The sequence below is a fragment of the Geodermatophilus telluris genome (assembly GCF_900102745.1).
Classification (GTDB): domain Bacteria; phylum Actinomycetota; class Actinomycetes; order Mycobacteriales; family Geodermatophilaceae; genus Geodermatophilus; species Geodermatophilus telluris.
The window spans coordinates 48,357-60,054 of the sequence record NZ_FMZF01000009.1 but is presented as its reverse complement, the minus strand read 5'-3'; the positions used below and the strand labels follow the sequence as shown (position 1 = coordinate 60,054).

The 11,698-nt window shown below is 76.2% G+C and carries 14 protein-coding genes and 1 riboswitch; of the genes, 9 read left to right on the top strand and 5 right to left on the bottom strand.

Features of this window, described 5'->3' with window-relative positions; all coding sequences use genetic code 11:
* Positions 1-127 precede the first annotated feature (127 nt).
* A complete protein-coding gene (locus tag BLQ97_RS22400; protein ID WP_091369299.1) occupies positions 128-991 on the top strand; it encodes a hypothetical protein in 864 nt (287 codons plus the stop codon).
* 76 nt (positions 992-1,067) lie between these two features.
* Here BLQ97_RS22400 and BLQ97_RS22395 read toward each other — a convergent pair whose 3' ends face one another.
* Positions 1,068-1,685: an FMN reductase gene (locus BLQ97_RS22395; protein ID WP_091369296.1), complete on the bottom strand. Its 618-nt coding sequence runs from the start codon at positions 1,683-1,685 to the stop codon at positions 1,068-1,070.
* Positions 1,682-2,779 (bottom strand): LLM class flavin-dependent oxidoreductase, encoded by a 1,098-nt coding sequence (locus BLQ97_RS22390; protein ID WP_091369292.1) that lies wholly within the window; start codon positions 2,777-2,779, stop codon positions 1,682-1,684. The genes BLQ97_RS22395 and BLQ97_RS22390 overlap by 4 nt, the downstream gene beginning before the upstream one ends.
* 240 nt (positions 2,780-3,019) lie before the next feature.
* Here BLQ97_RS22390 and BLQ97_RS22385 point away from each other — a divergent pair, with 240 nt between their 5' ends.
* The 5 genes from BLQ97_RS22385 (at position 3,020) to BLQ97_RS22365 (ending at position 7,316) form a co-directional block, all read left to right on the top strand.
* Positions 3,020-3,964: a hypothetical protein gene (locus tag BLQ97_RS22385; protein ID WP_091369290.1), complete on the top strand. Its 945-nt coding sequence runs from the start codon at positions 3,020-3,022 to the stop codon at positions 3,962-3,964.
* A gap of 162 nt (positions 3,965-4,126) precedes the next feature.
* A riboswitch (cyclic di-AMP (ydaO/yuaA leader) is annotated at positions 4,127-4,265 on the top strand.
* 212 nt (positions 4,266-4,477) lie between these two features.
* Positions 4,478-5,383 (top strand): aggregation-promoting factor C-terminal-like domain-containing protein, encoded by a 906-nt coding sequence (locus tag BLQ97_RS22380; RefSeq protein ID WP_091369288.1) that lies wholly within the window; start codon positions 4,478-4,480, stop codon positions 5,381-5,383.
* Positions 5,384-5,464: 81 nt separating this feature from the next.
* Positions 5,465-6,127: a class I SAM-dependent methyltransferase gene (locus BLQ97_RS22375; RefSeq protein WP_245692655.1), complete on the top strand. Its 663-nt coding sequence runs from the start codon at positions 5,465-5,467 to the stop codon at positions 6,125-6,127.
* Between the two features lie 25 nt (positions 6,128-6,152).
* A complete protein-coding gene (locus BLQ97_RS22370) occupies positions 6,153-6,881 on the top strand; it encodes a DUF72 domain-containing protein (RefSeq protein WP_091369284.1) in 729 nt (242 codons plus the stop codon).
* A gap of 33 nt (positions 6,882-6,914) precedes the next feature.
* A complete protein-coding gene (locus BLQ97_RS22365; RefSeq protein ID WP_091369282.1) occupies positions 6,915-7,316 on the top strand; it encodes a hypothetical protein in 402 nt (133 codons plus the stop codon).
* Here BLQ97_RS22365 and BLQ97_RS22360 read toward each other — a convergent pair.
* On the bottom strand, positions 7,313-7,696 hold the full coding sequence (locus BLQ97_RS22360) for a VOC family protein (protein ID WP_091369280.1): 384 nt from the start codon (positions 7,694-7,696) through the stop codon (positions 7,313-7,315). The genes BLQ97_RS22365 and BLQ97_RS22360 overlap by 4 nt on opposite strands.
* A gap of 19 nt (positions 7,697-7,715) precedes the next feature.
* On the opposite strand from BLQ97_RS22360, the gene BLQ97_RS22355 reads away from it, so the two are divergent.
* A complete protein-coding gene (locus BLQ97_RS22355) occupies positions 7,716-8,555 on the top strand; it encodes a pentapeptide repeat-containing protein (protein WP_091369278.1) in 840 nt (279 codons plus the stop codon).
* Entirely contained in the window at positions 8,552-9,127 is a 576-nt protein-coding gene (locus BLQ97_RS22350; RefSeq protein WP_091369275.1) for a DUF4334 domain-containing protein, read from the top strand. Before BLQ97_RS22355 ends, BLQ97_RS22350 begins: the two co-directional genes overlap by 4 nt.
* Here BLQ97_RS22350 and BLQ97_RS22345 read toward each other — a convergent pair.
* Complete coding sequence (locus tag BLQ97_RS22345) at positions 9,113-9,823, bottom strand: hypothetical protein (protein WP_139173789.1); 711 nt, start codon at positions 9,821-9,823, stop codon at positions 9,113-9,115. The two genes, BLQ97_RS22350 and BLQ97_RS22345, sit on opposite strands and share 15 nt — an antisense overlap.
* Positions 9,824-10,175: 352 nt before the next feature.
* On the opposite strand from BLQ97_RS22345, the gene BLQ97_RS22340 reads away from it, so the two are divergent.
* Positions 10,176-10,565 (top strand): VOC family protein, encoded by a 390-nt coding sequence (locus tag BLQ97_RS22340; protein WP_091369270.1) that lies wholly within the window; start codon positions 10,176-10,178, stop codon positions 10,563-10,565.
* Between the two features lie 138 nt (positions 10,566-10,703).
* On the opposite strand, the gene BLQ97_RS22335 is transcribed toward BLQ97_RS22340, so the two are convergent.
* Entirely contained in the window at positions 10,704-11,597 is an 894-nt protein-coding gene (locus BLQ97_RS22335) for an alpha/beta fold hydrolase (RefSeq protein ID WP_139173788.1), read from the bottom strand.
* Positions 11,598-11,698: the final 101 nt, after the last annotated feature.

Below are 11,698 nucleotides of genomic sequence, written 5' to 3'. Positions count from 1 at the left end.
CCGGCGGCGGGGACACCGGCGGCGGGGACACCGGCGGCGGGGACACCGGCGGCGGGGACACCGGCGGCGGCGACACCGGCGGCGGGGAGACCGGCGGCGGGGACACCGGCGAGACGGATCCCTGACCATGCCGGAGCCGCCGGACCGGAACACCCTGGTCCGAGCCCTGGCCGGGGTCCTGGCGAACGTGGCCGTCCTCACGGCGCTGCTCGTGTACTTCGGCTGGGTGCGCATCGCCGAGCAGTCCCGGTGGCTCGGTGTCGACGAGAGCCTGTTCCGGGTGAGCACCCGGGAGTACCTGCTCCGCAGCGTCCGGCCGGTGCTGATCCTGCTCATCGCCGTCGCGGGCGTCGCCCTGGCGTGGGTGGCGCTCGACCACTGGATCGGACGACGGGTGACCGCCCGCGGTCCCCACGACCGCGTCGTCCGGTGGACGGTCCGAGGGCTCCTGTCGGCCGTCGTCCTGGTGCCCGGGGCGATCCGGCTGGCCCGCCCGCTGTGGCCGGCGGCCACGTACGTCGCCTTCCCGCTGGGCGTGGCGGTGGCCCTGCTGCTGGTGCTGTACGTCCTCTGGCTCCGGCAGACGACGAGCGGCGGTGCGGCCCTGCCGGCGTCCCGGGACGTGGTGGTCCGGGCCGCCGCCGCGCTGGTGGTCGGCATCTGCCTGTTCACCGCCGCCGCGAACTACGCGACGGTGGAGGGACGGCGGCTGGCGCAGGGCTTCCTCGTGGCCCTGCCCCACCAGCCGCAGGTCCTGGTCTACAGCGCGCAGCACCTGCACATCGACGCGCCGGGCGCCCGCGAGGAGGCCCTGCCTCCCGAGCAGAGCGCCTACCTGTACCGCTACGTGGGGCTGCGCCTGCTCGAGTACACGAACGACACCTGGTTCCTGGTGTCGGACGACTGGTCGCCGGCGTACGGCGTGGTGGTCGTCCTGCCCGACGACGCGATCCGGGTGGAGCTGGTCCGTGAGGCCGCAGGCGGCCGCTGACCCGCGCCGGCCCACGCCGCCCGCGCCCGGTGCACTCCCGCGGACGTGCACCGGGCACGTCCGCGCGAGTGCCCGGTCAGGCCTGGCCGCGGAGCAGGTCCTCGAAGGAGGGGACGTCGGCGAAGGGGTCGGCCGGGCGGGCCGACGACGGCCGGCCGGTGACGACGTCGGCCAGCTCGCCGGCCGCCCGGTCGATCCGCCGCGACAGCTCGCCGCCGTCGCCGCCGGCCCAGTCCTCGCTCGCCGCGAACACCGCCGTCGGCACCGTGACCGCGCGGAGGTAGGCGAACAGCGGCCGCATCGCGTGCTCGAGCACCAGGGAGTGCCGGGCGGTGCCCGCGGTGGCCGCCAGCAGCACCGGCTTCCCGGTCAGCGCGCCGTCGTCCAGCACGTCGACGAAGGACTTGAACAGCCCGCTGTAGGAGGCGGTGAACACCGGGGTCACCGCGACCACCGCGTCGGCGCCGGTCACCGTCGCCACCGCCGCGCGCAGCGCCGCGTTCGGGAAGCCGGTGACGAAGGCGTCGGCGAGGTCGCGGGCGTGCTCGCGCAGCTCGACGACCTCGACCGTCGCGTCCTCCCCGCGCTCGCGCAGCGCGGCCACGGTGGCGGCGGTCAACCGGTCGGCCAGCAGCCGGGTCGACGACGGCGTCGACAGCCCGGCGCTGACCACGGCGAGCGTGCGGGTGGTCATGCGGAGACCTCCTCCGGGGTGGTGGCCCGCGCCGCGACGAGCGAGGCGTGGGTGGGGGCGTCGGGCACGTGCGCCGGCTTGAGCGCGGCGAACTCCTTGCGCAGCACCGGCACGACCTCCTCGCCGAGGAGGTCGAGCTGCTCGAGCACGGTCTTCAGCGGCAGGCCGGCGTGGTCGATCAGGAACAGCTGGCGCTGGTAGTCACCCACGTAGTCGCGGAAGCCGAGCGTGCGCTCGATGACCTGCTGCGGGCTCCCCACGGTCAGCGGCGTCTCGCGCGAGAACTCCTCCAGCGAGGGGCCGTGGCCGTAGACCGGCGCGTTGTCGAAGTACGGCCGGAACTCCCGGACGGCGTCCTGCGAGTTCCTGCGGACGAACACCTGCCCGCCCAGCCCGACGATCGCCTGGTCGGCCGAGCCGTGACCGTGGTGCTCGTAGCGCTTGCGGTAGAACTCGACCATCCGCTGGGTGTGCTCCTTCGGCCAGAAGATGTGGTTGGAGAAGAAGCCGTCGCCGTAGTAGGCGGCCTGCTCGGCGATCTGCGGGGAGCGGATCGAGCCGTGCCAGACGAAGGGCGGCACGCCGTCGAGCGGCCGCGGCGTCGAGGTGAAGCCCTGCAGCGGGGTGCGGTACCGGCCGGACCAGTCGACGACGTCCTCGGTCCACAGCCGGCGCAGCAGCGCGTAGTTCTCGACGGCGAGCGGGATGCCCTCGCGGATGTCCTGGCCGAACCACGGGTAGACCGGGCCGGTGTTGCCGCGGCCCATCATCAGGTCGACGCGGCCGCCGGCGAGGTGCTGCAGCATCGCGTAGTCCTCGGCGATCTTCACCGGGTCGTTGGTGGTGATCAGCGTCGTCGCCGTCGACAGCTGCAGCCGGCTGGTCCGCGCCGCGACGTAGGCCAGCGTGGTCGTCGGCGAGGAGGAGAAGAACGGCGGGTTGTGGTGCTCGCCGAGGGCGAAGACGTCGAGCCCGACCTCCTCGGCCTTCTCCGCGATGCGGACGATCGCCTGGATCCGCTCCGCCTCGCTGGGCGTGCGACCGGTGGTGGGGTCGGTCGTGAGGTCACTGACCGAGAAGACGCCGAACTGCATCTCCGCTCCTCTGGTTGAGCGTGCAACTACCGGTCGGCACAACGGGCGGGTGTGGTCGGCCATTCCCGAGCCCCGACTCCGGGGGGTGACGGGCCGGCCACGACGCGGCGGACCACTCCGTCGGTGACCGTCCCGTGATGTCGGTGTCGCACGACCGGACCGCCCGCACTGGGAGCCTGGGCTCACCCCGCGGGGCCTCGTGCAGGCCCGGGGGAGCACGGCTGACCGAGGGGGAGCGGGATGTCGCAGCACACGCACCAGGGGATCCCCGGCGCCGCGGGCGACGAGTCGCGGCGGCGCACCCGGTTCTCCGGCAACCGCACCAGCGACGACGCGCGCCCCGGGGAGCTCGACGCCGTCCTCGGCACCGGCCCGGTGTTCACCCACGCCGTCCGCGGCTACGACCGCCTGCAGGTCGACGACTACGTCGCCTGGGCCGAGACCGAGCTGCTGGTGCTCCGCCGCGAGAACGACCACCTGCTCAGCCGCTACGCGGCCGCCTCCGCCGAGCTGCAGAACGCCCGCCGCCGGCTGGCCCAGCTGGTGCGCGAGCGGCAGTCGCTGCCCAGCCCGGACGACGCCGCGGCGATGCTGCAGCGCGCGGAGGCCGACGCCGAGCGGATCCGCGAGGACGCCCGCACCGAGGCCGAGGCGCGGCTGGCGAAGGTCGCCGACATGCGCCGGGCCGTGATCGCGCTGCGCGAGCAGGCCCACGAGGAGGCCGCCGCGCTCGTCGGGGCGGCCCGCGGCGAGGCCGAGGAGCTACGGCGCAGGACGGCCGCCGAGCGCGACCGCGCCGTCGCCGAGGTCGCCGCGCGGGCGGCGGAGGAGCGGGTCGCCGTCGAGGCCGAGCTCGCCGCGCTGCGTGCCCAGCGCGAGGAGGCCCGCGCGTCGCTGCACCGTCTCGGCAGCCAGATCGACGACGCGCTGCGGCTGGTCGCCGGCGCGCTCTCCGGGGACGCCGTGCCGTCCGGCACCGTGTCGTCCGGCGCCGTGTCGTCCGGCGCCGTCCCGTCCGGCGCCGCCGGCCTCCCGGACGAGGTGCCGCTGCTGGCCGAGCGGCGCGAGACCGCGCGCGAGGACGCCGACGGGCGAGGCGGTGTCGACACCGCCCCCGTCGAGGGTGCGGCGGACGTCACCCGGTTGCGTGACACCGGTCGGGGAGAGGTCGCGGCGGCGTCCTGACCAGCGCCGACACGCGGGGCGGGCCGCCGGGGACGCCCCGCCCGTAACACGCGTCACGGAGATCTCTGCCGTCGCGGTGTTGTCACGGACGTGTAACGGCCCGTACGGTCGTCGGCGTCCGGCTGGTCGTCTCGTCCCCGACCGGGGAGCCTGGCCGGGCGCCGCCGAGTCGTGTCCGCACCGCGGTCGCGAGCCGGGGACCCACCGCAGTCCTGGGGTGAATCGCCTGCCGAGCGCAGCGCGTAGGGCTTCTTCCCGCCCGAACCCGTCAGCTAACTCGGTAGGCGGCTCACGGAAGGAACGGAGTGTCCCCGCATGCCCCGCCTCCGGGCCGCCGCGGCCCGCAGGTGCAGCCGGCGCGCGTCCCGCGCCTCCTGAGGCCGGCCGACACCTGCCCCGCTGACCCGGCGCCGTGACCCGCGCCGCCGGGGACCCGTAGACCGCCGCACGCCGGCACCCGCCCGTGATCCGGGCTGCCGCGCGCGCACTCTCCCTCGGAGCACCCACCCCCTCATGCCCAGCCACACCCCGCACACGCCTGCCACCCTCGAGCTCCCGGCCGCCGAGGCGGAGACCCCGGCCCGCCGCCGGTTCGGCCTCCCCGCCCGGACCCGCGCCCGCCGCAGCAGCCCGCCGCTGGGTCCCCGCCGCCCCGCCCTGCTGCTGGCCACCGCCGCGGCCGGCGCCCTCGTCGTCGGCGTCGTCAGCACCAGCGGCCCGGCCGCCTCGGCCGGCACCGAGGACGCCGGCGCCGCCGTGAGCGTGGCCGCCCAGCTCGGCATCGTCGGCCAGCAGGCCGCCGGCACCGAGGCCGCGCCGCAGGCCGGCGACCTCGCGCCGCTGGAGGACCTCGCCGCCTCGCGCAGCGAGCGCAGCGCCGAGGAGGCGAACGCCGCGCAGGTCCAGGCCGCCGCCGACCAGGCCGAGCTCGACCGGCAGGCCGCCGAGGAGGCCGCCCGGGTCGCCGCCGAGCAGGAGGCCGCCCGCATCGCCGCCGAGCAGGAGGCCGCCCGCGTCGCCGCCGAGCAGGAGGCCGCCCGCGCCGCCGCCGAGCAGGCCGCCGCCGAGGAGGCCGCGGCCGAGGAGGCCGCGGCCGAGGAGGCCCCCGCCCCCGCCCCCGCGCCGGCGAGCCACGGCTCCTTCAAGGACTACGCGCTGAGCAAGGTCGGCAGCAGCCAGCAGTTCGGCTGCCTGGAGAACCTGTGGGGCAAGGAGAGCGGCTGGAACCCCAACGCGCAGAACCCCAGCAGCACCGCCTACGGCATCCCGCAGTTCCTCGACTCGACCTGGGCCGGCACCGGCATCGCCAAGACCTCCGACGGCTACCGGCAGATCGACGCGGGCCTGATCTACATCGAGCAGCGCTACGGCACGCCCTGCGCGGCCTGGGCGCACTCGCAGTCGACCGGCTGGTACTAGAAGGACCCCGGTGCCCCCCTCGCTCCGCTCGGCGCGGGCCCCTGCACCGGAGCCGTTCCGGCACGCAGCGACACTGGGGGCGTGACGACACAGCGAGGGCCGGCCACCCGCGTGGTGCCCGCGGGATTCGTCCGCGCGCACACGCAGGTGCGCCGGCCCTCGCTCGTCCCGGAGGTGCGGCTGCACGTCGCCGACGACGTCGTCGCCCTGTGGGAGGCGATGGAGGACGCGCCCCTCGGCGCGGGTGACGCCCCGCCGTTCTGGGCGGCGGCCTGGCCGGGCGGGCAGGCGCTGGCCCGCGCCGTCCTCGACGACCCCGCCCTCGTGGCCGGCCGCGCGGTGCTCGACCTCGGCTCCGGCAGCGGGCTGGTGGCCGTCGCGGCCGTCCTCGCCGGCGCCCGGTCGGTGCTGGCCAGCGACGTCGACCCGTTCTCCCGGGCGGCCGTCGGCGTCAACGCCGGGCTCAACGGCGTCACCGGCATCGGCGTGACCGGCGACGTCCTCGACCGGGAGCCGCCCGCCGTCGACGTCGTCCTGGCCGGCGACGTCTGCTACGACCGGGAGATGACCGAGCGGGTGCTGCCCTTCCTCGACCGGGCGCGCGCCCGCGGCGTCGAGGTGCTCGTCGGCGACCCCGGCCGGCCCTACCTGCCCCACGAGCGGCTCGAGCCGGTGACCGTGCTCGACGTCCCCGAGACCGAGGGGCCGGGCACCCGCCGCACGACGGTCTGGCGGCTGCCCTGAGGCGGCCGCGGGCGGTCGCCGGGCCGTGACCGTCCACGTCGGCACCTCGGGCTGGAGCTACGACCACTGGGACGGCGTCCTCTACCCGCCGGGGACGCCGTCCCGCGAGCGGCTGGCCCACTACGTGCGCCGGTTCGGCACCGTGGAGCTCAACGCCAGCTTCTACCGCTGGCCGCGGACGGCGACCTTCGCCGGGTGGCGCGACCGGCTGCCCGAGCACTTCCGGCTGTCGGTCAAGGCGCCGCGCGGCCTGACCCACGCCAAGCGGCTCTACGCCCCGGAGGCCTGGGTCGAGCGGATCACGGCGGCCTGGCACGAGCTGGACGGACGGCGGGCCGTGCTGCTGGTGCAGCTGCACCCGGCCGCGGCCCGCGACGACGCCCGGCTGGAGTACTTCCTGTCCCTGCTGCCCGGGTGGGTGCAGGTCGCCGTGGAGTTCCGCCACCCGAGCTGGCACGTCGAGGAGGTCTTCGCGCTGCTCGAGCGGCACGGCGCGGCCTACTGCGTGACCAGCGGCGCCGGCCTGCCCTGCGTGCTGCGGGCCACCGCGCCGTTCGTCTACGTCCGGCTGCACGGCCCCGACGACACCTGGCTGTACGCGGGCTCCTACTCCGACGACGACCTGCGCTGGTGGGCCGACCGGGTGGGGGAGTGGGCGGCCTCCGGGCGCGACGTGTACGCCTACTTCAACAACGACGGGCACGGGCACGCCGTCCGCAACGCCGAGACGCTGCGGGCGCTGACGGGGAGCTGAGCGGGGACGGGACGGCGCGGCCAGACTGGGGCCATGAGCGAGCAGGACGACGCCGCGAGGTCGGGGCAGGGCAACCTGGTCAGCCGGTCGGTCGAGGAGTTCGTCACCCAGCTGCGCGGCTTCACCGACCGGGCGCGGGGGCTGGCCTCCGGTGCCGTCCCGGCGGGGCTGTCGCTGCCCCGGCTGCCCTCCCCGCCCGGGGCGATGTCGGCGGCGCAGGTGGGGGCGGTGGCCTCGCAGGTGCGGGGGCAGCGGCAGCTCATCGCCGGCCTGATCGGGCAGCTGCAGGCCTTCGACGAGCAGCTCGCCGTCTTCGAGCGGGTGCTCGAGCCGATCGAGGAGTGGAGCCGGACCTGGGCGCGGCTGGAGCAGTCCTTCGGGGACGTGCTGCGCCGCTCGCCCACCGACCCCTCCCCGCCGGCCGGGACCGCCTAGCGCTGGTCGCGGCGCAGCGGGTGGTCGGCGGGCACCTCGACCAGCACGAGCTGCACGCCGTCGGGGTCGGCGAGCACCGCCTCGAGCAGGCCCCAGGGCTGCCGCCGGGGCTCCTCGACGACCGGGACGCCGGCCTCCGCCAGCCGCGCGACCTCCGCGGCGAGGTCGCGCACCTGCACCCACAGCGCGAGGCCGCGCGGCGGCGTGCTCCCGCCACCGGAGACCTCGAGCAGGCCGTTGCCCAGGAAGAAGACGACGCCGGGGTGCTCCGGCGGGCCGAACTCGCGGTACACCGCCAGGCCCAGGACGTCGCGGTAGAACGCCTGCGACCGCACCGGGTCGGCGGTGCGGAGCAGGACCCGGCTGCTGAGCACGTCCACCCGGGCATCATGGGCCCCCGTGACCGCTGCCGCCGACCCCGCTGCCGACGCCCGCGCGCGGCTGCGGGCCGACTGCGCCCGCTGCGCCGGGCTGTGCTGCGTGGCACCGGCGTTCGCCGCCTCGGCCGACTTCGCGATCGACAAGCCGGCCGGGCACGCCTGCCCGCACCTGGCCGGCGACGACCGCTGCGGCATCCACGCGCAGCTGCGCGAGCGCGGCTTCCCCGGCTGCACGGTGTTCGACTGCTTCGGCGCCGGCCAGCAGACCGTGCAGGTGACCTTCGGCGGCGCCGCGGACTGGCGGGCGGACCGGGAGCGGGCGGCGGCGGTGTTCGCGGCCTTCGGCGTCCAGCGGCAGCTGCACGAACTGCTCTGGTACCTCACCGAGGCGCTGGCCCTCGCCGAGGCCGCGCCGCTGCGCCGGGAGCTCGCCGCCGCCCGCGACCGCACCGAGGCGCTGACCGCCGGGGCGCCGCCGGAGCTGGCCGCCGTCGACACGGCCGCGCTGCGGCAGGAGGCCGGCGCGCTGCTGACCTCGGTGAGCGAGCTGGCGCGCTCGGGCGTGCGGCCGCGGGGGCGGGACCGGCGGGGTGCCGACCTCGTCGGCGCGGACCTGCGGCGCACCCGGCTGCGGGCTGCCGGCCTCCGCGGGGCGTACCTGATCGGTGCCGACCTGCGGGGCACGGACCTCCACCGCACCGACCTGCTCGGCGCGGACCTGCGCGCCGCCGACGTGCGCGGCGCCGACCTCTCCGGCGCCCTGTTCCTCACGCGGCCGCAGGTGGCCGCCGCCCGCGGGGACGCCGCCACCCGCCTGCCCGCCGGCCTGGAGCACCCGCCGCACTGGGGCTCGCGGTGAGCGCCGAGGCGGTCCGGTGGCTGGATCGCCACCGCGGCGGGGTCGCCGCGGCCGACCTCCTGGCCTTCGCCGACCGGCTGCCCGGCGTCGCCGTCGCCGCGCTGACCGGCCGCTGGCGCGGCGCCGAGCTGCCCACCGGCTCGCCCCTGGACGGCCTGCTCACCGCGTACCGCTGGTGGGGCAAGGAGGTGGTCGACGCCGACACGGTGCACCCGCTGCTCTTCCGCGACCGCGCCGGCCGGCCGCGGCCGGTGCAGCCGGCGGTCGCGCCGCTGGGCCTGGTGGTGCGCGCCCCGGGCGTGGCCCGCAGCCGCGCGGCCCGCCTGGCCTTCGCCGCGGTCCGGCCGCTGCTCACCACCCGGCGCCCCGCGGCGCGGCTGCGGACCGTCGAGCACCGGGGCGTGCCCACCGCCGCGCTGGTCTACGACCGGCTGCCGGTGGTCGACGTCTTCCGGCAGGTCGCCCCGGACGTGCTGCTCGGGCTCATGGACGCGCGCGGCCTGGACGTCCCCTTCGCCTTCGTCCTGGAGCGAGCCCAGCCGAGGTCGGCCTCCGGATCACCCGTGCCGTGACTCCGTCCGGTGTCCTCGAGCGGCCCACCACGGGCGCGTCTGGACCCGGCTCACGACTGCCGTCTCGGCAGCTGCGTCTCGACGCCGGGTCGGTCGACGTATCGCCTCCACGAGCACGCACGCCCCCGCTCCGCACGTCAGCAGACCCGAGATCGCCTCCCACCACGGCTGGGCGTCCCAGGGACCGATCGCGTAGGTGAAGAAGGCGACGAGCGGTGACGCCAGGATCAGCAGCACCGCCGCCACACGGCTCGCCCAGCCGCGGGAGGACACCGCAACGCCCGCGAACAGGAGCGGCGGTACCAAGACCCACAGCCAGATGGTGACGCTCGAGCCCACGGGGCCGACCACGGCGCCCTCGAGACCCGAGCGCAGGGCCGCTAGTCCGACGCCCGTCACGCTCAGCACGGTCGCGAGGAGGACCACGACGGAAGGAAGCTCCGGCCTTCGTCCGGTCAGAGCCCAGGGCAGGGGCAGGAGCGCGATCGCCAGGACGAGCAGCGACGCACCGGCCAGCTGTGCGGCCGGCCCCACGGGCGTCCACGGCTCCTGGGGTGGGAGGAAGTCGTAGAGGTGGTCCATCCGGGTCTCGCACCGCTGGATCTCCTGGTTTCCGCGCCATGGGCACGCACCGGCCCAGCGCTGCCAGGACGCGGCGTACAGAAGGCCCCCGGACGCCATCAGCGTGGTGGCCACCCACACCCTCGAGATCCTCGACACCAGGGCTCCCCTCCGCCGCAGAGCGTGCGGCGCGTCGCCAGGAGTGTCCGTACGGAGGATCCGTCGGTCCGTCGAGTGTCCTGGAGCGGCCCACGCAGGGACACCGGGCGCGTCAGTCGCCTGGTCGGTGGCCTGCCGTTGGGCTCCGGTCGCCAGGGCGGTCGCACGACCCGACCCGAGGACAACCGGAGCCGTCTGCGGTCGAGCAGCAGGTCCAGGCGGAGGGGCTGCTGGGTCCGGGGGACGCGGCCCTTGACGCGTCGACCTGGACTCCACACGATGCAGGACGACCTTCGCCGGGGAGGTTCCAGCCTGGAGAGGCTCCACCATGTCGTTCCCCCGCATCGCCCACGTCGCGCTCACGGTCACCGACCTCGAGCGGAGCGTGCCCTGGTACCGGCAGTTGTTCGGCGCTGAGCCGGTCCTGGACGAGGACACCGGTCCGTTCCGGCACGTCGTGTGGGCGCTGGGCGACACGCTCGTCGGCCTGCACCAGTTCCCGGACGGCCGCGACGACGTCCCGTTCGACGAGCGTCGACCGGGCCTCGACCACCTCTCCTTCGCGTGCGCCGACAAGGCCGAGCTGGCGCAGTGGGCCGCCCGCCTCGACGAGCTCGGGATCCGCCACGGCGGCATCGTGGAGGCCGGCTACGGCCTCGGCCTCTCGTTCCGGGACCCCGATGGCCTCCCGCTCGAGTTCTTCGCTCCGCCCGCCTAGGTCTGTCCTGGGGAGGATCTGCGCGCCCGGTGACGCCGGTGTCCCTGAGCGGCCCGTCCAGGGCCGTGTGGTGGCGAGGACCGTCCCTCCCGGGCGGGGCGTCCTGCCGCAGCGCGTCGGACCTCTGCTCGCTGGCGGTCAGGACCCCTCTCCGGCGGGGGCTGGCCGGGGGAAGGCGAGGACGCGGTCGATCACCTGGTCCTCGGCATCCATGACCAGGGTGTGACCGGCACCGGCAACGACCTCGACCCGCCAGCCCGGCACCGCGGCGCGCAGCCGGTCGACGCCGACGGGACGCAGCGGGCTGCGGCTACCGAAGAGCGCCTGCACCGGCACGTGGACGCCGGCAAGCTCCTGATCGGTGAACACCACCGTCTGGTTGTCCGGGCGCCGGTACCTCAGCGAGGCGCGCACCACCGTGAGGAGCTCGTCCTCGGCCAGGGTGGCGTTGGGCAGCCGGCGGGCTGCCCACCGGCGCAGCGGAGCCGGTAGCAGCAGGGCGGCCAGGCCGCTGGGGACCAGCCACAGCCAGAACCGCCACGGCAGTGTGCTCAGCCCGGCCGGCTCGACGAGGGTGATCGCCGCGACCCGGCCGGGGTGGCGCAACTCGTGCTCGACGGCGAGGTAGCCACCCCAGGACGCCCCCACCAGGTGCGCCCGCTGGGCGCCGATGCCGGCGAGCAGCTCCTCGACCCACCCGGCCTGCCCGTCGCGGCTGGTCACCGGCCGGGTCTGCACCGAGTGCCCGGCTTCCCCGAACGGGTCCACCGCGATGACCGAACGGCCACCGAAGCGCCCCATCCACCGGTGCCAGGCCAGCGCGTTCCAACCACCCATCGGCAGCAGGACGTACGGATCCTCCCCGTCGGGGCCGGCCCGGTAGATGCGGACGGTGCCCGCGCTGGTCGCGATGTCCTCGGCCTGCACCGGTACCGGCCAGAGCCGGTGCAGGACCCGGTCGTACACCGCCAGGAACCGGGCGCGGGCGTCATCGCTGGAGAACCCGGGGATGCGCGGGGACGACCTGGCCATCCCGTCAGTCTCACGGCGCGCGACCCGCGGTGTCTGCCCGTGACGAGCGAGATCACGGCCGGGACCGGGCTCCTCGCGAGCCGTGACGGCGGCTCGGGCAG

What these genes read in the sequence shown, in the direction of transcription:
- BLQ97_RS22400 (WP_091369299.1), top strand. Translation starts at nt 128, where the DNA reads ATGCCGGAGCCGCCGGACCGGAACACCCTGGTCCGAGCCCTGGCCGGG.
- BLQ97_RS22395 (WP_091369296.1), bottom strand. Translation starts at nt 1,685, where the DNA reads ATGACCACCCGCACGCTCGCCGTGGTCAGCGCCGGGCTGTCGACGCCG.
- BLQ97_RS22390 (WP_091369292.1), bottom strand. Translation starts at nt 2,779, where the DNA reads ATGCAGTTCGGCGTCTTCTCGGTCAGTGACCTCACGACCGACCCCACC.
- BLQ97_RS22385 (WP_091369290.1), top strand. Translation starts at nt 3,020, where the DNA reads ATGTCGCAGCACACGCACCAGGGGATCCCCGGCGCCGCGGGCGACGAG.
- BLQ97_RS22380 (WP_091369288.1), top strand. Translation starts at nt 4,478, where the DNA reads ATGCCCAGCCACACCCCGCACACGCCTGCCACCCTCGAGCTCCCGGCC.
- BLQ97_RS22365 (WP_091369282.1), top strand. Translation starts at nt 6,915, where the DNA reads ATGAGCGAGCAGGACGACGCCGCGAGGTCGGGGCAGGGCAACCTGGTC.
- BLQ97_RS22340 (WP_091369270.1), top strand. Translation starts at nt 10,176, where the DNA reads ATGTCGTTCCCCCGCATCGCCCACGTCGCGCTCACGGTCACCGACCTC.
- BLQ97_RS22335 (WP_139173788.1), bottom strand. Translation starts at nt 11,597, where the DNA reads ATGGCCAGGTCGTCCCCGCGCATCCCCGGGTTCTCCAGCGATGACGCC.